We start from the raw sequence: 20,979 nt of genomic DNA, 5'->3' as shown, positions 1-20,979 counted from the left end.
TTTCTGAACTGATATCCTATCATACATCGGTTGTTTGGTAGGGGCGAACCTATGTGTTCGCCCGCTGCGGGCAGACACTCAGGTCTGCCCCTACGTCTCGCCTAAATCCGGCAGAAGATTTCTCCTGCCCCTTTAATCCGAAGACAGCCACTACTTATCCTGAAGCGCCGCCACGCCGGGCAGGATTTTACCTTCCAGGAATTCAAGCGAAGCGCCGCCCCCCGTCGATACATGCGTCATCTTCTCCGCCAGCCCCATCTCCTCCACGGCCTCGGCGGTGGAGCCTCCTCCTATTATGGTCGTCGCCTGCAATCCGGCCAGCGTTTTGGCGATGCTCGCCGTGCCCCTGCTGAACTTGGGATATTCAAAAACGCCCATCGGGCCGTTCCAGATGACCGTCTTGCACTTCTTCAGTTCGTTCTCGTACACGTCGATTGTCTTATGTCCGATGTCCATGATCAGCCAGTCGCCGGGCACGTTATCGACGGCCACGGTCTTGGATTTGGCGTCGGCGGCGAATTTGTCCGCGACGACTAAATCGACAGGCAGGAGAAGATTCACACCTTTAGTCTTAGCTTTATCCATGAGCTTCCCAGCCAGTTCCAGTTTATCGTCCTCGACGGAAGATTTGCCTACTTCATATTTTAGCGCTTTGAGGAAGGTTGCGACCATGCCGCCGCCTACGAGCAATACGGTCACTTTATCAAGTATATTGTCCAGCATGCCGATCTTGTCGCTTATCTTTGCGCCGCCGATGACGCCGGCAAAAGGATGTGTGGGATTGGTCAATGCCTTGCCCATAGTCACTATCTCTTTTTCCATGAGAAAGCCGGCTACCGCGGGCAGGTGTCTGGTGACGCCCTCCGTGGAGGCATGGGCGCGGTGGGCCGTGCCGAAGGCGTCGTTCACGTATATATCGGCCAGCTTGGCCAGCGCCTGCGAGAACCCCGCGTCGTTCTTCTCCTCCTCATCATGGAAGCGCAGGTTCTCAAGCATAAGTATGTCGCCGTCTTGAAGCGCGGCGGCTGCCTGCTCTACGTCCGGGCCGATGCAGTCCCGGGTCGTTGCTATCGGCTTGCCGAGGATTTCGGATAAACGTTTTGCTATCGGCGCCAGCCTGAGCGCATCGACAGTTTTGCCCTTGGGCCGACCGAGGTGGGAGCACAGTATAACGCGGGCTTTTCTGTCGACAAGATAACTGATAGTCGGCACCACCGCCTTTATGCGCGTGTCGTCGGAGATCGCGCCGGTCTTTTCATCCTGAGGAACGTTCAGGTCTACGCGCACCAGAACGCGCTTCCCCGCTACATCGACGTCCCTGACAGTTTTCTTTTCCATGTCACACCTCTCGAAAACTCTCTTTTAGATTACTATCATAATCACTTGATATAGATTTAGAAAGGCCTGATTTGAAGTAATCTCGATTCTACTCACCGTTGACTTGGTTTATCTAGTACTCTCTATCTATGAGAAAGTCGGTGACCTCTTTTAACTCTCCGCAAACCGTAGCGGACAGGCCGTCCTCGCCGAGTTCCTCCAGCGCCTCGTTGTAGTATTGCTGCGCCATATTTCTCGAGTATTGCTCGGCATGCAGCCGGTTTAGAATATCGATGACCTGACGCACCTTGACCCGGCCGATCGACCTGCCGTTGTATATCTCCATCAGTCTCTTTCGATCCTTATCGCCGATGTTCTCAAGCGCGTAGATTATGGGCAGGGTCTTTTTCCTCTTAAGTATGTCGCTGAACGGCTCGTCGCCCCAGATGCCCAGCACATCGTCTATCATCTGGTATGCCATGCCCAGCTTCCTGCCGAATCGTTCGAACCTTTGCACCAACTTCTCGTCGTCCGTGCCCAGCAGGGCGCCAAGCTTGACGGAGCATGTGATCAGCGAGGCTGTTTTCAGGTCCGTCATCAGCATATAGTCGTCTATATTTATGTCAAATTTGCTTTCATACAGTATGTCAAGGTATTGACCTTCGCATAGTTCCAGGCAGGTCTGGTCCAGGATGCCTGCCGCGTTAAGCATTTTCCTTGGATCGGCAACGCTGTCGTCCAGCCGGTTCAGGGCCAGCCTGGACATTGCGTGCATGGCATCGCCGAGGTTTATCGCCTGCGATTCGCCCCATATGCGCCAGACGGTGGCGCGCTGTCTGCGCTCCTCGTCGCCGTCCTCGATGTCGTCATGTATCAGCGAGAAGTTGTGCACCAGTTCCACCGCCGCCGCCGCGGGCAGCGCCGCGCGCCAGTCGCCACCGACGCACTCGCACGCGAGCAGAAGCAGCGTGGGTCTTACCAGCTTGCCGCCGGCGTCCTGAAGGTTGCCTCCCTCGTCGACCCAGCCCATATGGTAGCGCATCATGTCATACATGGCCAGCTTGCCTCCGTTAATATTGGCGGCAAGCTCTTTCACTATGTCGTTCCGGTAGCGATGAAAAGCTTCAGGCAGATCCATGTACTTCTCTCAAAAGAAAAATGTGATTGAATAAGATTGAGCTATCTCTTTGTCTTGGTCGGTGTCCGCGCGCTCAGATCGGGGAAGGCCGAGACGACGCGTTGCGCGATCCCATCCGCGTCGAGGTTATATTTCGCGCGGAGTACCTCCTGGGGGCCATGGACTACGAACTCGTCCGGTATGCCGATACATTCAACCACGGTGTCCGGGTTCGCGCTCTTTATCAACGAAACGATCGTGCTGCCGAAGCCGCCGCTGACGGCGTTCTCCTCCACCGTGATGAAGCGCTTATGGCTCCCGGCCAGGGCGGATATCATCTCGTAGTCCGGCGGTTTGATGAACCGCGAGTTGACTACGGTGCACTCGATGCCGGCCTTCGCCAGCTTCTCCGCGGCGGTTACCGCGTATTGAACGCTGCGTCCCGTGGCGAAGATAGCCGCGTCGTTCCCGCCTCGCAATGTCTCCCACTTTCCTATCGGTATTTCCCGCAATTCTTCGTCGAGCGGCACTCCCAGGCCGCGGCCCCTGGGGTAGCGGATTGCAAAGGGGCGGCGGGCGCGGACGGCGGTGTACAGCAGGTGCCGCAGTTCGTTCTCGTCCTTTGGCGCGGCCAGCACCATGTTGGGAATGAAGCTCAAATAAGACAGATCGAAGCTGCCCTGATGTGTTTTGCCGTCCTCTCCTACTATGCCGCCGCGGTCGATGGCGAAGACGACCGGCAGGTTCTGTATGCATACATCGTGAATGATCTGGTCCAGGGCGCGCTGCAGGAACGTCGAGTATATGGCGACGACGGGGATGTATCCCTGCGTGGCCAGTCCCGCCGCGAATGTTACCGCGTGCTGTTCGCAAATGCCGACATCGAAGACCCTCTTCGGCAGTTCCCTGCTCATGAAATTGAGGCCGGTGCCTTCGGTCATGGCCGCGGTTATGGCGACCAGCCTTGGCTCTTCTTTGGCCAGTCGCAGCATGGTGCGTCCAAAAATCTCGCTGAAGGAAGGGGTTTTGGCCGTCTCGGCGCCATTCGGCGAGACTCCGTGAAAGCTAACGGCGTCGTCTTCGGCGGGGCTGTAGCCTTTTCCCTTGGTGGTGACCACGTGTATCAGCAGCGGACGTTTATCATAGCCCTTGGCGCGTGTGAATGCCGCCTCAAGCTCGTTTATATTGTGGCCGTCTATGGGGCCCATGTAGGTGAAGCCCAGTTCCTCCCAGAACATGGAGGGGATGATCATCCCTTTAACGCCTTTTTCCAGCGTGGACAGTATTTGAAGGAACTGCCGCTTCATCGGCATTCTATTTACGATGTGGGAAGCCTCTTTCCTCGCCTGATAATAGCGGCGGGTGAAACGCAGTCGAGAGAATTGCCTTGATAGCGCCCCAATCGAGGGTGAAATAGCCATGCCGTTGTCGTTGAGGACCACTATCAGCCGGCATCCGAGCTGTCCGGCATGGTTGATAGCTTCGAAGGCCATACCCCCCGTTAGCGAGCCGTCCCCTATCACCGCGACGACATGGTAATCTGCCCCCGCGAGATCGCGCGCCTTGGCCATGCCCAGCGCGGCGGAGATCGATGTTGAGGCATGTCCCGCGCCGAAGTGGTCGTGAGGGCTCTCGCTACGGTCCGGGAATCCGCTCAGCCCGCCGTACTGCCGTATCTTGCTGAATCGATCTTTTCTTCCGGTCAGCAGCTTGTGCGCGTATGACTGATGGCCTACATCCCAGAGTATCTTATCGACGGGACTGTTGAAGCTGCGGTGCAGCGCAATGGTAAGTTCAACCGCGCCCAGGCTTGAGGCCAGATGCCCGCCGTTCGCACTCACTGTGTCCAATATCCTGTTTCTAATATCGGCGGCCAGACGCGTCAGTTGATCGGGCGTAAGGTTCTGCAGATCGGACGGTTCGTTTATATTCTCCAGAAACACCGCGTTCTCTCTTTATGTTTAGTAATATCAGTTTTCATATTAGCAATTAGCGCCGGGCGCTGTCAACGAATCGATTCGCGTTGCGCTATTCCATTTTGTCCAGTCGGCGCTGGTGCCTCCCTCCAAGGAATTCCGTAGAGATAAATGTATTAACTATCTCCAGCGCCAGTACCTCCGCCAGTATGTCTCCGCCAAGACAGAGCACATTGGCGTTGTTGTGGGCCCGGCCGCGGACGGCGCAAAAGGTATCGCTGCAGTTGGCGGCGCGTATGCCCTTTATCTTGTTAGCCGCGATGCACATACCTATGCCGGTGCCGCAGATCAGAATGCCATATTCTGCCTTGCCGGACGCTACCGCTCTCCCTACCTTTATTGCTATGTCAGGATAATCCACCGACGCGGTATCGTTGGTGCCGGCATCCTCGAATTGGTGACCGGCCTCGGAAAGCGATCTGATAATCGCTTGTTTCAGGTTCAGTCCCCTGTGATCGCAGCCAATAGCGATGCGCATTAGACCTCCTTTATTCTATACGGCATTTGCAGACGTTTATGATCTGCTCTCTGGTGATAGTGCCATATCTTATGATCTTCGGAGGATCGATAGTCAGGTCGATAACTGTGGAAGAAACGCCTAAGGGACACTTCCCTCCATCGACTATGAGATCCACTTTGTTTCTTAGTTGCTTATATACTTCCTCTGCCGTCACCGGGCTGGGAGACCCGCTCCTGTTGGCGCTGGTCCCGGTAATGGGCGCGCCAAGCCCCCTGACAATGGCTACCGGCACCGGGTGGTCCGGCACCCTGACCGCTACCGTATCGCCGTCTCCCGTGATCATGTTAGATACCGCCATTGATTTCTGCAGCACAATGGTCAGCGCGCCGGGCATGAATCGCTCCGCCAGTTTCCACGCTATTTTCGGCACGTTCTCGGCTACGATCTTTATCTGCGATATATCAGCCAGCAGAAGCGTCAGCGCGAATTCCCGCGGCCTGGCCTTGGCTTCGTATACCCTGAGCACCGCATCCTCGTTGAAGGCGTTGGCGCCCAGCCCGTAAACCGTATCTGTTGGGAAAGCGACGATGCCGCCATTTTTCAGGATTTTGACCGCCCTTTCAACCAGCTTCTCCATCTTGACGCAAGTATATCATAATGATAAGCTGTGGTCGAGGAAACTGCTGGCGATGGATCGAAGAGAAGATAGCTTCCGGGTAAGAACTAGTGACGACCTGGAAGTTTCCGCGTATTTAGAGATCGCTAAGCAGAAGGCTGGCGAGGCTCCTGTTGAGGGCAATGCCCCGAGGGCTGAGCGGGAGGCGGTGGTGGTCCTCGACTTCGGTTCGCAGTACAGCTTGCTCATCGCCAGAAGGATCCGTGAGTGCCATGTCTATAGCGAGCTGATGCCCTACGATTCCCCGTGGGAAAAGATCGCTGCGTTGAAACCGCGTGGATTGGTCTTATCCGGAGGCCCCTCCAGCGTATATGCCGATAACGCTCCATTGGCCCCCGCCCATGTCTATGAGAGCCACCTCCCTATTCTGGGAATCTGCTACGGCATGCAGGTTCTTACGCGTCAACTGGGGGGGAAGGTTGTGCCCGGGATCAAGCGCGAGTACGGGCACTCGGTCCTGCATCAGTCCGCGATAAAATCACCTATTTTCGACGGATTGCCGCAGTCCATGACCGTCTGGATGAGCCATGGAGACGAGATAACCGAGATCCCTCCCGGATTCAGCGCGCTGGGTTATACCGAAAACTCACCTGTTGCCGCCATGGGTAACGATAAAGGTGTTATCGGCCTTCAGTTCCATCCCGAGGTGGCCCATACGCCTAACGGCAAGGACATCCTGCAGAACTTCCTTTATAAAATTTGCGGCTGCAGCGGCAACTGGACTCCCGGCAGCTTCATATCCGAGAGCGTGGAGCGTATAAAAAGCCAGGTTGGGGGTGGCAGGGTCATATGCGCCCTGTCGGGGGGCGTTGACTCGGCGGTGACGGCGGCGCTGATACACCGCGCGGTGGGCGATCAACTGACCTGCATATTTGTGAATAACGGATTGCTGCGCCGGGATGAGGCCGAGCGTATACTCAATACCTTCCGACGCAATCTTAAGATGAACATCGTTTATATAGATGCCACAGACAGGTTTCTGGGGCGGCTCAAAGACGTGATCGATCCCGAGCAGAAGCGCAAGGCGGTCGGTGAAGAATTTATCCATGTGTTCGAGGAAGAGGCGGCTAAGCTGGGTAAAGTCGATTATCTGGCCCAGGGCACCCTTTATCCCGATGTCATTGAGAGCGTCACTTCAGAGAACAGGGCCGCGGTAAAAATAAAGACGCATCATAATGTAGGCGGACTTCCTTCTAAGATGACTATGACACTGGTGGAGCCGCTGCGCTATCTGTTCAAGGATGAGGTCAGGGAGGTGGGGGCCGCGCTCGGATTGCCGCAGGAAATGGTCTGGAGACAGCCGTTCCCCGGCCCGGGTCTGTCCATCAGGATCATCGGCGAAGTGACCCGCGAGAAGCTGGAGATACTGCGCTCCTGCGACTGGATAGTGATGGACGAGATAAAGAAGGCCAAACTCTACGATCAATTGTGGCAGAGTTTCGCCGTGCTTACCGATACAAGAAGCGTAGGCGTTATGGGCGATTTCCGTACGTATGGATACCTTATCGCCATTCGCGCCGTGACATCGAACGACGCCATGACCGCGGACTGGGCCAGATTGCCTTACGACCTGCTGGCGCAGATATCCAATCGTATCGTTAACGAGGTGCCTGAGGTGAACCGCGTGGTCTATGATATCTCTTCCAAGCCGCCCGCGACTATTGAATGGGAATAATGTTTAAGGAGACGTAAGATATGAGTTTTGAATCTGAATATGAAGAGGAAAATCCCATCGAGATAGACCTGGAGATGCTTCGCGAGGATCTGATCGGGGAGCTTCAGGCCATCAATCAGTATCAGGAGCATATCGATACCCTTGCCGACGAAAACGCGATAAAGGTTTTATCCCACATCCGTGATGAAGAGAAGGAGCACGTCGCCGAGCTCACAAAGCTCATACAGAAACTGGATCCGCTGCAGGCCGAGATGTTTAAAAAAGAGGGGATATAGCTCCCGTCGCTTTTGAGTCTTTCTATATCGTCTTTGTCGGTTCTGATATCAAGAGACGATTATCTATGAGCGGAGGTGGATGATGAGGCTGCTGGCACACATCCTGCAAGTATTTACTTTCATCGAGGAACGGCGGACGGCGTTCGTGATGATGACAAATAGAAACGGAGTAAGTCTTTGCTGAAGGTATTGGTCGTCGGCAACGGGGCCCGTGAACATGCCCTGGTGTGGAAGCTGAGCCGCAGTTCGAGGGTTTCAGAGATATACGCGGCGCCGGGCAATGCCGGCATCGCCGTGAACGCCTCGATATTGAATATCAAGCCGACGGATATAGCCGCTCTAGCCGCGGCCGCGCAGGAACATAAGATAGACCTTACCGTGGTCGGGCCGGAGGTACCGCTGGCGTATGGCATCGTAGATTTATTCGAGAGCCGCGGACTGCGCGTGTTCGGGCCGTCCAGGGCGGCGGCGCGGATAGAGGCCAGCAAGGTCTTCTCCAAGGAATTGATGCAGAAGTACGGAATCCCCTGCGCGAAGAGCGAGAGCTTCACGTCGTTCGAAGCGGCTAAGAGTTATGTAAAGAAACAGCCCTGCCCTATCGTGCTAAAGGCCGACGGTCTGGCCGCGGGCAAGGGCGTTATCATCGCTAATACAACCGATGAGGCTCTGTCGGCCGTGTCGGATATCATGGAGAAACGCGCCTTTGGAGACGCAGGTGACAGCGTTATTATCGAAGAATGTCTTGTGGGGAAAGAAGTGAGCCTGCTGGCCTTCACTGACGGTGTGTCAGTCGTTCCTATGGTGCCGGCCTGCGATTACAAGCGCGTAGGCGACGGCGATACCGGCCTTAACACGGGCGGCATGGGCAGCTACAGCCCGCCGGGATTTTTCGGCCCGGATATGGTCGCGAAGGTAAAAAAGACAATCCTCGAACCTACAGTCAAAGCTATGTCTAGTGAGGGATATCCATATAAGGGCGTTCTTTATGCCGGACTGATGGTCACCGCGGACGGGCCCAGGGTGATGGAGTTCAACTGCCGCTTCGGCGATCCGGAGACGCAGGCCATGCTGCCGCGGCTGGACAGCGACCTGGTGGATATCATGCTGGCCGTTGTTGACGGCAATTTAAAGGACGTCGACATACGATGGCGTGATGAGGCCTGTGTCGGCGTAATCCTGGCCTCGGGAGGTTATCCCGGAAAGTATGCTACCGGATTCCCGATATCCGGATTGGATGAGGTCGACGATGACGTCATGATTTTTCACGCGGGCACCAAATTTAAGGACGACGAGATATGTACTGACGGTGGGCGCGTGCTGACCGTAACGGCTTTAGGCAGGAACATCGCCGAGGCGCGGGACAGGGTCTATCATAATATTTCTAGAATAAGTTTCGACGGCTGCCACTACCGCCGCGACATCGCTTTGAGAGAGGTCACAGGGTGAACGCTTACGACGTGGTCATCGTCGGCGCCGGGCCCGCCGGTTCAACGCTGGGCTATGAGATGGCGCGCCGCGGTATCTCGGTTCTGATAATCGAAAAAGAGAAGCTGCCGCGCAATAAGACCTGTGCTGGCGGCGTGACCTTCCGCGCCCACGCCCTGCTCGATTTCGATATAGGCGCCGTTACGCAGCGGGTGGCCTACGGCATGAAGATCTCTTATCAACTCGGCGATTTCTGCGTGAAGAAATACCGCGATCCACTGGCGCATCTGGTCATGCGCCGCGATTTCGATCATTTGCTCGTCAGCAAGGCTCGGGATGCGGGCGCGGCCGTTATCGACGGAACGCGGGTGGAAAACGTATCTGTCTCCTCCGGACGCGTCGGAGTTGTCACGAAGCAAGGCTCGTATTTTGCAAAGATAGCCGTGGGCGCGGACGGCGCGAACAGCGTTGTCGCCGCGAAAATGGATTTGATGAGGGATGCGCAGCGGGAACTGGCGCTTGAGGCCGAGGTCTCAATTGATCAGGATAAGCTCGATGCGCTGGGTTCTTTCATCTGCGTCGATTTCGGCCGGATACCGGGCGGTTACGGGTGGGTTTTTCCCAAGAAGAGCCACGTCTCCGCCGGGGTTACCGGACCGGCCCGGTTATCGGGCATCTTCAAGCCTTACCTGGACCGCATCCTGCAGCAGTTCGGTGAGTACGATATAGTTGATTTCAGCGGCCACGTGATGCCGATGCGCCGCAGGGGCAGTTCGATACAGAGAGAAAACGTGCTTCTCGTCGGGGATGCCGCGGGGCTGATACATCCTTTGAGCGGCGAAGGCATATTCTATGCGATCAAAAGCGCCAAGCTGGCGGCGCCTGTTATCGTCTCGGCATTGCAATCGGGTAAAATCGACCTGAGGGGCTATCAGAAAGCGGTGGATGCCGAACTGATGCCGGGCCTGGAGCTCGGCCGTATGCTGTTGAAGATATATACCGGATGTCCGCGTTTGTGTTATACCATGATAAAGAAGAGCGACCGTTTCTGGAGTCTGGGGTGCAGGGCTCTGCTGGGGAGCAGCCCCGTTTATTCGTGATTTATATTACAGGGGGGTTCGACATGTCGTTAGTCGGTGTGATAATGGGCAGCAAGACGGATGAGCCGCTGATGCAGCCGGCGCTGGATATATTGAAACAGCTCGGCATTGAATACGAGGTGTCGATAATATCCGCGCACCGGACGCCGGATAAAGCACGCGAGTACGGTATGAAGGCCGAGGGGCGCGGCGTCGATGTGATAATCGCCGGGGCCGGTGGCGCGGCCCACCTCCCCGGGGTCATAGCCAGCTGGACCACCCTGCCCGTGGTCGGCGTCCCGCTGGCGACGAGCAAATTAAGCGGCGTGGACGCGCTGTACGCGGTCGTTCAGATGCCCGGCGGCATACCGGTGGCCTGTGTGGCCATCGACGGGGCCAAGAACGCCGCCCTTCTGGCCGCCGCGATCATATCGTTAAAGGATGCGAAGGTAAGGGCTGCGTATAAGAAGTACCGCAAGAAGCTGGCTGAAGGGTCGAAATAGGCTCGAACACGATATCGAGTCAGGAAAAGGAATGCGATGATTGCACGATATTCACGGCCGAGGATGAAAAAGGTTTGGACCGATAAATCCAAATTCGAAAAATGGCTTCAGGTGGAGATCGCGGTATGCGAGGCCTGGGCCGAACTTGGCGTTATCCCCAAGAGCGCCATACCGAAGATAAAGAAGGCCCGTTTCGACGCCAAACTGTACGCGCGGACGCTGAAGAAGACGCACCATGATGTCACCGCCTTCCTGAGCACGGTTTCCGCGAGCCTGGGCGAGGAGAGCCGCTACATCCATTTCGGGCTGACCTCGTCCGACATCATGGACACGGCGCTGAGCCTGCAGTTAGTGGAGGCTGGCGGCATCCTGGCCAGGGATATCAGGGAGATAATCACAATCCTGAAGAAGCAGGCGGTGGCTCACAAATATACGATAATGATCGGGCGCACGCACGGCGTCCACGCCGAGCCGACCACGTTCGGGCTAAAGCTGGCGCTGTGGGTCGAGGAGATGAAGCGCAACGAGAAGAGGCTCGCCGAGGCGCGGAAGATGATAGCCGTCGGCAAGATATCCGGCGCGGTAGGCACCTACGCCACGGTAACGCCCGAGGTTGAGCGCATCGCCTGCGCCAAGCTGGGGCTGGAGCCCGCGCCGATATCGAACCAGGTGCTGCAGCGCGACCGCCACGCGCAGTTCGTTACCACGCTGGCTATAATCGCGAGCTCGCTGGAGAAGTTCGCCTTCGAGATAAGAGGCTTGCAGAAGACGGAGGCGCTGGAGGTCGAGGAGCCTTTCGAGGAGGGGCAGACGGGGTCATCCGCCATGCCGCACAAGCGCAACCCGGAGCTGTGCGAGCGCATCTGCGGGCTGGCGCGGCTCGTCCGCGGCCACTCCATCACCGCCATGGAGAACGTGGCGCTGTGGCACGAGCGGGACATCAGCCATTCCTCCAATGAGCGTATCACTCTTCCCGACTCCTGCCTGGTGCTAAATTACCAGTTTCACCTTTTCAAATATATCGCCAGGGACATGCGCGTCTATCCCGAGCACATGAAACGCAATCTTGAGCGAACACGAGGCCTGGTTTTCTCTCAGCGGGTTATGCTGGCCCTGATCGACAAAGGTCTCAGCCGCCAGGCCGCTTACGGCATCGTGCAGCGCAACGCTATGAAATCGTGGAAGGATGAGGTCAGCTTTTTCGATCTCCTTGCGAAAGACAAGGAGTGTGCCAAATACTTGTCGAAGAAGGAATTGACGGGTATATTTGACTATAAATACTACACACGTCATGTAGATGAGATATTCGCCAGACTAAAACTTGGTTAAGTTTAAGTCGATTTAAAAAGCGAGGTGTTGTGAAGAAGGTATCGGTGGTCTTCCCGGCCCTCAACGAAGAGGAAACCATAGGCAAGGTCATCGACGAGGTGCCCGTCGCCGATATAGTCGCCATGGGCTACAGCGTCGAAATCGTGGTCGTCGATAACGCCAGCACGGACAGGACGGCCGAGCTCGCCGCGGCGAAAGGCGCCCGCGTCATAAGCGAGCCAAAACGCGGGAAAGGCCGGGCTATCCGCACCGCATTCGAGCAGGCGGATGCGGATTTCATTTTCATGCTCGACGCCGACTACACCTATCCATCCGTGCATATCACTCAGATGCTGAAGCTGCTGGAGGGCGGTTGCGATGTGGTGATGGGCTCCCGCCTGAAGGGGAAAAGGGATCCCGGTTCCATAAAGAGGCTAAACCTGGTGGGAAACTATCTTCTCTCGTTCATGGCCAGCGTGCTCTATATGAAGCGGATAAGCGATCTCTGCACCGGCTTCTGGGGCTTCCGCCGCGAAGTGATAAAGAATATGATCATCGATGCCGCCGGATTCGACCTTGAGGCGAACATGCTGGCGCAGGTGGCAAAGCGCGGCTACCGCATTGGAACCGTGCCCATCGGGTATAGAAGAAGGCCCACCGCCAGCAAGCTGGGATCGGTAAAGGCCGGTTTCCGGATCGGACGCACTTTACTGAGGAAAAGGTTTGGCAGTTCGTGAGTAGTCCCGTCGTGCTACGGGTGAAGATGTAAAGCAAAGTTGATATGAAAATCTGTGTGGTCGGTCCCTCCAAACGTTTCTTCAGCGGAATCACTGCCCACACGATCTTTTTTGCCAACGCGTTAGCAAAGCGCAATCAGGTCTCCGCGGTATTGCTGCGCAACTTGTTGCCCAGATTCTTGTTCCCGGGACGGGAGCATGTTGGCAAAGATCAGTATTATGTTGATTTAACATCAGGCGTAGATGTATACGACGGCATGGATTACAACTCCCCTCTAAGCTGGTTCGGTGCTTACAGGTTCCTTAAACGGCGTCGCCCGGATGTGATAGTAATCATGTGGTGGACGTCTTCAGTAGCTCATATGCAGCTATTCTTGAAATGGGTCAACAAACTGGGTATCAAAGCCAAAATCATAGTGGAAATGCATGAAGTGGTTGATGTATTGGAGGAGAGAATATGGCCTCTTAGGATTTATTCCAGAGTGATGGGTCGACTGTTTGTACGCGGACTCGATGCCTATGTGACCTTCTCTCAAATCGACAAGGAGCGGATCGTTGATATATATCGTATCAACGAACGAAGGGTTCATGTGCTGCCGATGGGTTTATATCAAGAGTACTTCCATACAGTGGATCAATCGTCAGCTAAAAAAGAGTTGGGCATCGACGCGGATTTCGTAATTTTGTATTTTGGCCTGGTGAGACGCTACAAGGGCGTTCCGTATTTAATTGAAGCGTTCAATAGTTTGCCGGGTTCAATAGCCTCGCGGATGCGACTGCTTATTGTAGGGGAGGTTTGGGAGGACGGCGAGTTGCTGCGGAAGATCGTGGATGAATCCCCCTACAAGAGCCGGATCATGCTTGTGTCAGAATATGTTCCGGATTCAATGATACCCAAATATTTTTCCGCCTCGGATGTAATAGCCTTGCCATATTTGAGAGCCTCCGGCAGTGCCGTAGCTCATATTGCTTTGACCTATGGCAAACCTATTGTCCTGTCGGATGTGCCGGCGTTAAGAGAATATATGGGGGATTACCCTGGTACGATATTTGTTAAGCCCGGTGATTCCAATGCCATAAGGGAAAGTATTGAGACTGTATATCAGGCTTTCGTATCAGGCAAGGAACTAAGTTATCGTTCGGAGCATGCTTCTTGGGATGAAATAGCGAGGCTCTACGAGGGAATCATCGGAGGATTGATTTCCGGAGAGAAGACGCAGTGAGAATCCTGCAAACAGACTATCCTCTAGTCATATAGCAATTTAGTAACTTCAATGAATTTCTCAGTCCATCTTTGCATAGAGAATTCAGCGCTTAATTTTTCGCAGTTCTCTTTGAAGGTTTGCCTCTCAGTTTGGCTCAATCCGATGAAAGTCTTTAGCGCATTATTTAGGGACAGTGCATCCTCAGCCGAAAAAGACAAACCGATCTTATAATTTCTGACCATTTGGCCTAAGTCATAGGAACCGCTGGCGATAACAGGCAACTTGAATCCTACAGCCTCCCAAGCTTGAGAAGCTGTTTGAGAAAATGATTTCCTGTAAGATAGAATAATTGCATCAGAAGCTGCAAAGTAATATTGCTTGTCCGCTTCAGAAATATAATAGTTTCTGATTACACACTTATCCTGAATGTCGTAATGCTGGACTAAGGATACCAGGTCAACAGAATACACTTTTCCTGCAATAACTAACTCGGCGTTCTCTACATCTTTTATAGCAGAAATAACTGTTTCAATATCCTTGCCCGGGTGCAAGGCTCCGAAGTGAAGGAAGAAAACCTTGTCTTTAGGTAGATTCAGATGGCTTCTCGCTTCTCTTTGGGATATTTCCCTTGGAGGCGCTTTGATTCCCGGCGCTATTACCTTAACCAATCCAGCAAGCATGCCATCCAGAAAATTGACTTCAAAATTCTCCTTAATGTCATCGTTTTCGCAGATGAATATAAAACGATTTCTGGATAAAGAGCGCCGATAAATTGGTTTCCATATGCCAGCATTAATAAATCTATAATATAGATTTCTTGGAGAGCGTACTGATTTTGTTCCTATGAGAGAGATCACCCATCGGTAATTACTGTGTACTAATCCTAGTAGTATCGGTAGAAATATAAAAGGGTCACCTTCGCGCAAGAAGATAAAATCATACGCTTGAGATTTTCTTAGCTTGACCGCTAAAAATAATGTAACCGACTGTTCTATAAAACCGGCAATTAACCTTAATTTCATCGATGAATGCAACAGCCGTGAGAGCAAGCCTAATGGATAACCATACCAAGTTGAAGTAACTTTTTTATGAATGATATCGGTAGATTCTTTATTATCAAGAATACCTTGAAAAGTACATAGAACCACATCTACACCGGCCTGAAGGAAAGCCGCGCTTTCCTTTGCTATAAAGTGTGGATTGTGACTGGGGAGATGTGCCCAAGGACATACATAGAGTATTTTCATATTTTAAATGCGCCCTTTTTACCTTGGCATTAATCGTATCTATACTGGCCATCTATAAATGTGGTTATTAAATCTAGGAAAGAGGGGAAACCGCACTAATCTCCAGTTGTATTATTTGAATACCAATCAATTGTGTGCTTTAAACCCTCTCTAAAATCTGTTCTCGCCTTAAATCCGAACTCCTCCCAAGCTTTGCTTGTATCTAGGCATCTTCTGGGCTGCCCGTCCGGTTTAGTAGCATCCCACCTTATCTCTCCGTCAAATCCCGTCAGATCTGCTATCAATTTGACCAGGTCTTTTATCGGGATTTCAAATCCGGAGCCTAGATTAACAGGGTCCGGCTTATTATATCTTTCAGCAGCCAGGATTATTCCCTCCGCTGCGTCCTCAACGTACAGGAATTCCCTTGAAGCCCTGCCCGTGCCCCATACCTCGACTACGGTTTCATTGTTCTGCTTTGCTTCTATAAATTTCTTGATCAATGCCGGTATGACATGAGAGCTTGCTATATCGAAGTTATCTCCTGGACCGTAGAGATTTACAGGCAGCAGATAGATGGAATTGAAGCCGTATTGCTGATGGTACGCCTGGGACTGTACAAGTAGCATCTTTTTCGCCAGACCGTAAGGGGCGTTTGTCTCTTCCGGATAACCGTTCCATAGAGCTTCTTCCTTGAAAGGCACGGGTGTGAACTTTGGATATGCACAGACAGTTCCTACTGCCACAAATTTCTCTACTGCTTCTTGTCTTGCAGCTTCCATCATCTGGGCGCCCATTATGATATTGTCATAAAACAGCGTGCCCGGGTATGCCCTGTTGAATCCTATTCCACCTACTACGGCAGCCAGGTGAATCACGATATCTGAACCATTTACCGCTTTAACGCAGTTTTCCCACTTCCTGAGGTCGGAATCTCTGCTTCTAGGAACAATTATATTTTTTTCGTTTACGCCTTTTTCCTTCAGCTTCTTCACCAAAAAGGAGCCTACAAACCCGGCACCGCCTGTTACCAGAACTCTCTTTCCGTTCCAGAATGCCATCGATTTACCTCCCATAACTTATTTGGTAATTATATCGGTTGTACAGAGCCCGCTAACAAGGTACCATACAAGGTTTCATGTCAACTTCAAGTATACTTGATGAATTGTATCAGCCATAGCTTGCCAGGTGAAGTTTTCTGATCGCAGTCGCCCCTTTTCAGAAAGTGCATTTGATAAAGAGACGTCATTAACCACTCTTTCTATCTGCTTGGCCAAGTCGCTCGGGTCTTTTGGGTCAAACAATAAGCCTGTGTCTCCGATTACTTCTGGTATAGAAGATGTGTTCGGTCCAATTATCGGGCAACCGCATGCCATTGCTTCTATCAAGGGAATGCCAAATCCCTCATATAGTGATGTGCATATGAAAACTGTTGCGTTTGCGTATAAATTTGCCAGTTCCATATCGTCACAATACTTCTGTTTCAGCCACTGTCTTGTCCCAGTTCTGTTTATGGCCCCTTGTTGTTTAGCGGATAGAGTCTTGGTCCCCCCTACCAGAATAAGATCGAAGTCCTGATAATATCTGCGTTCAATAAATACATTTAGGAGTATGTCAAAATTTTTGTACCAACCGCGATGTCCAACATAGAGAAAAAAAGGTCTACTATCGTCACTTCTTTGCTCTGAACGGGATACTGTATCCGAATGCCGACTACGGAACACATCGCTAACTCCAGGATACGCCACTACAATGATTGAAGGGTCTATGCCGTACAGATGACAAATATCGTCCTTAGTTGACTGCGATATCGCTATGATCAGATCTGCTGTCTCAAAAGCAGTCTTTTTTTTCTTTATAGTCTTGTTGTCACCGTTGTATAGTTCATGGATCATATCATAAGCATGAATCACTATAGGCCCTTTTTGCCGTTTTGGAATGCGATAGTAGGTAGAGTGATACACTATTTTTGGAGTTGCATTTGTGATATATAATAACTCAATAACACGGTCATCAAGGGGACGAATAACTTGAACTCCGCGCTTAAAAGGCCACCTAACTCCATAATAGCACTTAAACCACTCTTGTCGAAAAGGGTAATGGTCAACGTAACTGCCTCTATACAATATCTGTTCAATGTTCTCACTATGGGCAAATAAACGCATCAATTCAAAGAAAAGCCGGCTGATACCTCCTTGCCGTTGAAAAGTAAATATCTCGCCATCAAAAAAAACTTTCATATTAGGAAACCCGTTTTCGCCACATCTTAAGCCCTGCTGCCATCATATTTTTTCAACTTGATTATTGTCAATATTAAAGACAGGCATCCCTCTAATAGCTTCTATTCTGTCAATACCACCTAAATGGGTTAGACGACCATTTCTATCTCTGCTTTCTCTAAATTTAGAGAGGACATAACCAGTTTCTAATGCCGTTTCGCGAATGTTCTCATTCAATTTATCTTTCCTGATAAAATAGGCATTGTTGCCAGCGCTATTGCATCCTATAAACGAATATCCTTTGTCTGTAGATAATTGGTGGAGTGCGCGAAGAGATGCGCCGCAATATAAATTGCTGTAGTGTGATTTTGTCCGGGAAAAAGCCTTATGGTATGGGATGGTTATAGCTCTATCGATTCCCAAAACGCTGTTGTATTCCAGTATAACTACGATAGGACTAATTACATCAATCTCTTTCCAAATCCAATAATCATTTCCGTCTAAGTCGATATGGAGAATTCCGATCTCTTTGTCAAATCCGGATGATAATAGCAAACTATTTATATTATCCTTATCTATGAATATGGCTTTTGCTAATATTTCATGCTTCCAAAAGTATTCAGAATTAATTATTTGTGATACGTTTGATTCAGAACAATCCATTACTAAACCAGACCAATTATTATTCATCATGAGAAATCTAGTGTTAGATTCCCTGTAGTTACCCACTCCAAATTCTACGAAGGTCTTATTTGGGAATTCAATATTGTTCACGAGATATTGTATGATTCCGTCATCGCCCCACTGAGAAAAAACGCTAAACTCCACTTCACTTAAAGAAGCTATACGGTTCTTAGACTTGATAAGCTCTGACAGTAATCTACCAAGCATTAACGATTGCTGTTCCAAAAGACTTTGTAGATTTGCATTGCTATTGAACGCAGTCTTCAGTTTTTGAATGTAAAAGTTTACCTTAATAACATTCTCCCTAATCCTGCAGCCTGCAGCCTATAATGATTAAGCTTCTGCATTATTATGCCTTAAAATGTGTTCTTGTCCACCTAAACAATTCATATATCCCTATAGGCTGTAATACTTGTACAATAAAATTAATAACCTTCTCGCTCATGGTAGGACTACAGAACTGCCTGATTCTATGGATAATTTGGTCATCAATTACCACTTCATCTGGCAATACCGGGTTTCCGATAGTCTCTTTATACAGCTCAACATTATATTTTTGATTGGCTCCGCAGTGAGTACCAGAGGCATCATGACCGATGTTCTTAATCCTGGAATGGACCGGCACTACGCACAAGCCGTCATTTTTGATAATGCTTAAAGCAAAAAACACGGCCCATGAATCGATTGCTCCTCGAATTTGCCTTTCCAACATCGGGACTAAGTCTTCTCCCGCCTGGTTTACCTTCTTGTGCAATTCCTTAGAGTTTCTTATCTCATCTAAAATCGCCTTGTCACGTGAAAAATGGTGCCATGCCCTTCTCCATGTTCCCCATCCCCAGGAGGATGGCCTGTAAGAGAAATAGATATCGTATGGATAACTCTGAGGAATCTTTATAGGTAGTGAATAACCGGCGACATTCATTATTTGTTCATTATACTCATATTTATCGAAACACTTTTGCATGAAAGAAACGAAATCTGCTGAAGGAACACAATCATCTTCAAGAACTATAATCCTTTCATGTCTGTCAAGTACGTAATTAACACCATATACTATCGAGTCGGCCAGCCCTTTGTTTGTATCGCTTTCGATTATCTCAGTTTCACACCAGGTGATATTTGCTAGCAGCTTCCTCACCTGTTGAACCGTAATCCTGTCCCTCTCATCTCTATAGCCATCAGAAAAAACGTACAATTTATCTATGTCATTCCTCATCAGACCTTGGAGGACCTGACCCGTATGCTCCGGCCTATTGTAAGTGAATAAAGCTATCCCCGTTTTATTCATCAGTAAAGTCAGTATATCATAAGTAAATATGGATAATAATTCCAGTTTCTGAATTTTTATGCGGGTTAGCGACTGAAAGTAATGTCTTTTTTACTGGATCTGGGTATTAGGCTCTAAGTCTTAGAGCCCTTATCTTTTATTAATTTGTGTACTTTTCGAAGCAGTCTCGTAGGGGCTAGTATATAGGGTTTGCTCGTTGCTATTGTACGGTAATAGAGAACTCTCACTGGTGATGCCCTCTTCACGCCTTTGCTGGTCAATACCCAGGTAGCATCGCGTATTGCAAAAAAACGATTACCTGCATATCCTTTATAATACTGGCGATTCTGCTGGGCTTCAGGTCCATCCCAGATTCCTATTATCCCTCTATCATTATGAGAATAATCATGATTCTGATGGATAGCGGTGATGGTCTTTGTGGCATCAATAACCGGGACTTTTAGGTAAAGGCCCCTGTAAACCAACCAAATATCCCATACGGTTCTTCCTATAGCGAAAGGCGGTATATCTCCCCATAGACCTTTTCTGAACACAAAATAGTCTATTCCTGTGGCGGGGTGAAGTTTGCCATACTTTGCCAGATAACGGCGTATCTCTAGCTCCCACCGTTGATTTGTAAAATCAAGAGGCTCGTTTAACTCTACATCCCACCTTTGTCCTATAAGCAGGAATTGATCCTTTTTATTAGACACCTTTTGGACAGAAATTGAGAAATCTTGCGTAAGGATGATATCGGCATTTACATAGCATAAGATGTCATAGTTAGCCAACTCCTGGGCTTTATCAAACAGGTTATTAACAAGCGGGGTTCCATACTCATTGCGTTCGATCTCGGGTATGTGTCGGATACCCAGTTCAGCGGCGATTTCAGCAGTACCTTTCTCATTGCCGAATAAAATGATCTCACAATAAGGTCCAAGCAATTTCCAGCTCTGGATAGCAGTTCTTTGGATCACGTCTATGTGCCCCTGAAATGGTTTTGGAATAGAGAATATGGTCAACATAGTACTATGTTATCCTGTAATAGTCGCTACTTCATTGCTTTCAATATTAAGTGCCAGCCGAGCTCCCATTCGTCAGATAGTTTGAACTTTACCTTTCTCTGTTTATCGGTATCTATAACATTGTACCTTACAGTGATGTCAACATCATTGAAATATCTTGAAAACAGAGCCCGAGCCTCCTCTTTTGTATATACCTTTGTGTAAGGGCATCCCTCTATGCGCTCTGAGTATTTAGAAACCAAATCTTGCTCTGTACAAACACCTTTCGAGAGCAGTTCACTCTTTATACCGTGGCGATAGATAATACTATATGCATGTAGAAGACTATCTCTATGGTAAAGCATGACAAGCAGCTGTGCGTTTTCCTTCATAACTCTTTTTATCTCATACAGCACCTTTTCGATATCAGGTATATGATGCAATACCCCATAACTATAGACACAGTCAAAACTGGCGTCGGGAAACGGCAGGTTAATTGCAGAAGCTTGGATCACTTTGACAGGCAATTTCGCTTCTTTTACCATCTGATTTGTGAGGTTAACGGCGTTGTCGGTCATATCAGTAGCTGTAACTTTTGCTCCATATCTGGCAAACTCCAGAGCATCCACGCCCGATCCACAACCTACTTCCAACACCTCTTTACCCGACCATTCACCAAATCCAAACGAGCTATGCATATAATCCTGCAAAGTATATCTGAATTCCCTTTTCTGCTCATAGCTCCACTTTTCGGCCGCGAAGCTCATCGGGGTGCATTTCTCCCAGTAGTCTTTAATGTTTTTTTCGTTTAGATATTTATTCATAG

20 protein-coding genes are annotated in these 20,979 nt (G+C 50.5%); 8 read left to right on the top strand and 12 right to left on the bottom strand.

Annotation, left to right across the window (positions count from 1 at the left end):
- Positions 1–150 precede the first annotated feature (150 nt).
- The 5 genes from WC562_01470 to WC562_01450 all read right to left on the bottom strand — a co-directional run bounded on the left by WC562_01470 (position 151) and on the right by WC562_01450 (position 5,507).
- Positions 151–1,338, bottom strand: coding sequence for a phosphoglycerate kinase (locus tag WC562_01470; protein ID MFA5054829.1), 1,188 nt, complete (start codon positions 1,336–1,338; stop codon positions 151–153).
- Between the two features lie 112 nt (positions 1,339–1,450).
- A complete protein-coding gene (locus WC562_01465; GenBank protein ID MFA5054828.1) occupies positions 1,451–2,455 on the bottom strand; it encodes a polyprenyl synthetase family protein in 1,005 nt (334 codons plus the stop codon).
- 41 nt (positions 2,456–2,496) lie between these two features.
- Positions 2,497–4,377: a 1-deoxy-D-xylulose-5-phosphate synthase gene (dxs, locus tag WC562_01460; protein ID MFA5054827.1), complete on the bottom strand. Its 1,881-nt coding sequence runs from the start codon at positions 4,375–4,377 to the stop codon at positions 2,497–2,499.
- 85 nt (positions 4,378–4,462) lie between these two features.
- Complete coding sequence (rpiB, locus tag WC562_01455) at positions 4,463–4,888, bottom strand: ribose 5-phosphate isomerase B (GenBank protein ID MFA5054826.1); 426 nt, start codon at positions 4,886–4,888, stop codon at positions 4,463–4,465.
- A gap of 10 nt (positions 4,889–4,898) precedes the next feature.
- Complete coding sequence (locus WC562_01450) at positions 4,899–5,507, bottom strand: L-threonylcarbamoyladenylate synthase (protein ID MFA5054825.1); 609 nt, start codon at positions 5,505–5,507, stop codon at positions 4,899–4,901.
- A gap of 52 nt (positions 5,508–5,559) precedes the next feature.
- Between WC562_01450 and guaA the strand changes: the two genes are divergently transcribed.
- The 8 genes from guaA to WC562_01410 all read left to right on the top strand — a co-directional run bounded on the left by guaA (position 5,560) and on the right by WC562_01410 (position 13,771).
- Positions 5,560–7,221, top strand: a complete 1,662-nt coding sequence (gene guaA, locus WC562_01445; protein ID MFA5054824.1) for a glutamine-hydrolyzing GMP synthase — start codon at positions 5,560–5,562, stop codon at positions 7,219–7,221.
- Positions 7,222–7,241: 20 nt separating this feature from the next.
- Entirely contained in the window at positions 7,242–7,496 is a 255-nt protein-coding gene (locus WC562_01440; protein MFA5054823.1) for a demethoxyubiquinone hydroxylase family protein, read from the top strand.
- Positions 7,497–7,673: 177 nt separating this feature from the next.
- Positions 7,674–8,942 carry a phosphoribosylamine--glycine ligase gene (gene purD, locus WC562_01435; protein ID MFA5054822.1) on the top strand — a complete coding sequence of 423 codons (1,269 nt, stop codon included), beginning with the start codon at positions 7,674–7,676 and terminating at the stop codon, positions 8,940–8,942.
- Positions 8,939–10,021, top strand: coding sequence for a geranylgeranyl reductase family protein (locus WC562_01430; protein MFA5054821.1), 1,083 nt, complete (start codon positions 8,939–8,941; stop codon positions 10,019–10,021). The genes purD and WC562_01430 overlap by 4 nt, the downstream gene beginning before the upstream one ends.
- A 23-nt stretch (positions 10,022–10,044) precedes the next feature.
- Positions 10,045–10,503 carry a 5-(carboxyamino)imidazole ribonucleotide mutase gene (purE, locus tag WC562_01425; GenBank protein MFA5054820.1) on the top strand — a complete coding sequence of 153 codons (459 nt, stop codon included), beginning with the start codon at positions 10,045–10,047 and terminating at the stop codon, positions 10,501–10,503.
- 36 nt (positions 10,504–10,539) lie between these two features.
- Entirely contained in the window at positions 10,540–11,832 is a 1,293-nt protein-coding gene (gene purB, locus WC562_01420; protein MFA5054819.1) for an adenylosuccinate lyase, read from the top strand.
- Between the two features lie 29 nt (positions 11,833–11,861).
- The gene (locus WC562_01415) at positions 11,862–12,548 is read left to right on the top strand and encodes a glycosyltransferase family 2 protein (GenBank protein MFA5054818.1); all 687 of its coding nucleotides are present in this window, start codon (positions 11,862–11,864) and stop codon (positions 12,546–12,548) included.
- Between the two features lie 44 nt (positions 12,549–12,592).
- On the top strand, positions 12,593–13,771 hold the full coding sequence (locus WC562_01410; protein ID MFA5054817.1) for a glycosyltransferase: 1,179 nt from the start codon (positions 12,593–12,595) through the stop codon (positions 13,769–13,771).
- A 23-nt stretch (positions 13,772–13,794) separates the two neighbouring features.
- Here WC562_01410 and WC562_01405 read toward each other — a convergent pair whose 3' ends face one another.
- From WC562_01405 to WC562_01375, 7 genes are all read right to left on the bottom strand, one after another.
- Complete coding sequence (locus tag WC562_01405; protein ID MFA5054816.1) at positions 13,795–15,000, bottom strand: glycosyltransferase; 1,206 nt, start codon at positions 14,998–15,000, stop codon at positions 13,795–13,797.
- A 95-nt stretch (positions 15,001–15,095) separates the two neighbouring features.
- Positions 15,096–16,040 (bottom strand): GDP-L-fucose synthase, encoded by a 945-nt coding sequence (locus tag WC562_01400; GenBank protein ID MFA5054815.1) that lies wholly within the window; start codon positions 16,038–16,040, stop codon positions 15,096–15,098.
- 75 nt (positions 16,041–16,115) lie between these two features.
- The gene (locus WC562_01395; protein MFA5054814.1) at positions 16,116–17,219 is read right to left on the bottom strand and encodes a glycosyltransferase family 1 protein; all 1,104 of its coding nucleotides are present in this window, start codon (positions 17,217–17,219) and stop codon (positions 16,116–16,118) included.
- A 42-nt stretch (positions 17,220–17,261) separates the two neighbouring features.
- Entirely contained in the window at positions 17,262–18,089 is an 828-nt protein-coding gene (locus WC562_01390; GenBank protein MFA5054813.1) for a hypothetical protein, read from the bottom strand.
- 142 nt (positions 18,090–18,231) lie between these two features.
- The gene (locus tag WC562_01385) at positions 18,232–19,170 is read right to left on the bottom strand and encodes a sugar transferase (GenBank protein MFA5054812.1); all 939 of its coding nucleotides are present in this window, start codon (positions 19,168–19,170) and stop codon (positions 18,232–18,234) included.
- A 113-nt stretch (positions 19,171–19,283) separates the two neighbouring features.
- Positions 19,284–20,174 carry a hypothetical protein gene (locus WC562_01380; GenBank protein MFA5054811.1) on the bottom strand — a complete coding sequence of 297 codons (891 nt, stop codon included), beginning with the start codon at positions 20,172–20,174 and terminating at the stop codon, positions 19,284–19,286.
- Positions 20,175–20,200: 26 nt separating this feature from the next.
- Entirely contained in the window at positions 20,201–20,977 is a 777-nt protein-coding gene (locus tag WC562_01375) for a class I SAM-dependent methyltransferase (protein MFA5054810.1), read from the bottom strand.
- Positions 20,978–20,979: the final 2 nt, after the last annotated feature.

The organism is Dehalococcoidia bacterium, assembly GCA_041649635.1.
Classification (GTDB): Bacteria; Chloroflexota; Dehalococcoidia; order E44-bin15; family E44-bin15; genus JAYEHL01.
This window is presented reverse-complemented; position numbering and strand designations above follow the sequence as displayed.

What these genes read in the sequence shown, in the direction of transcription:
- WC562_01470 (MFA5054829.1), bottom strand. Translation starts at nt 1,338, where the DNA reads ATGGAAAAGAAAACTGTCAGGGACGTCGATGTAGCGGGGAAGCGCGTT.
- WC562_01465 (MFA5054828.1), bottom strand. Translation starts at nt 2,455, where the DNA reads ATGGATCTGCCTGAAGCTTTTCATCGCTACCGGAACGACATAGTGAAA.
- rpiB (MFA5054826.1), bottom strand. Translation starts at nt 4,888, where the DNA reads ATGCGCATCGCTATTGGCTGCGATCACAGGGGACTGAACCTGAAACAA.
- WC562_01450 (MFA5054825.1), bottom strand. Translation starts at nt 5,507, where the DNA reads ATGGAGAAGCTGGTTGAAAGGGCGGTCAAAATCCTGAAAAATGGCGGC.
- guaA (MFA5054824.1), top strand. Translation starts at nt 5,560, where the DNA reads ATGGATCGAAGAGAAGATAGCTTCCGGGTAAGAACTAGTGACGACCTG.
- WC562_01440 (MFA5054823.1), top strand. Translation starts at nt 7,242, where the DNA reads ATGAGTTTTGAATCTGAATATGAAGAGGAAAATCCCATCGAGATAGAC.
- purE (MFA5054820.1), top strand. Translation starts at nt 10,045, where the DNA reads ATGTCGTTAGTCGGTGTGATAATGGGCAGCAAGACGGATGAGCCGCTG.
- purB (MFA5054819.1), top strand. Translation starts at nt 10,540, where the DNA reads ATGATTGCACGATATTCACGGCCGAGGATGAAAAAGGTTTGGACCGAT.
- WC562_01410 (MFA5054817.1), top strand. Translation starts at nt 12,593, where the DNA reads ATGAAAATCTGTGTGGTCGGTCCCTCCAAACGTTTCTTCAGCGGAATC.
- WC562_01405 (MFA5054816.1), bottom strand. Translation starts at nt 15,000, where the DNA reads ATGAAAATACTCTATGTATGTCCTTGGGCACATCTCCCCAGTCACAAT.
- WC562_01400 (MFA5054815.1), bottom strand. Translation starts at nt 16,040, where the DNA reads ATGGCATTCTGGAACGGAAAGAGAGTTCTGGTAACAGGCGGTGCCGGG.
- WC562_01395 (MFA5054814.1), bottom strand. Translation starts at nt 17,219, where the DNA reads ATGAAAGTTTTTTTTGATGGCGAGATATTTACTTTTCAACGGCAAGGA.
- WC562_01390 (MFA5054813.1), bottom strand. Translation starts at nt 18,089, where the DNA reads ATGCTTGGTAGATTACTGTCAGAGCTTATCAAGTCTAAGAACCGTATA.
- WC562_01385 (MFA5054812.1), bottom strand. Translation starts at nt 19,170, where the DNA reads ATGAATAAAACGGGGATAGCTTTATTCACTTACAATAGGCCGGAGCAT.
- WC562_01380 (MFA5054811.1), bottom strand. Translation starts at nt 20,174, where the DNA reads ATGTTGACCATATTCTCTATTCCAAAACCATTTCAGGGGCACATAGAC.
- WC562_01375 (MFA5054810.1), bottom strand. Translation starts at nt 20,977, where the DNA reads ATGAATAAATATCTAAACGAAAAAAACATTAAAGACTACTGGGAGAAA.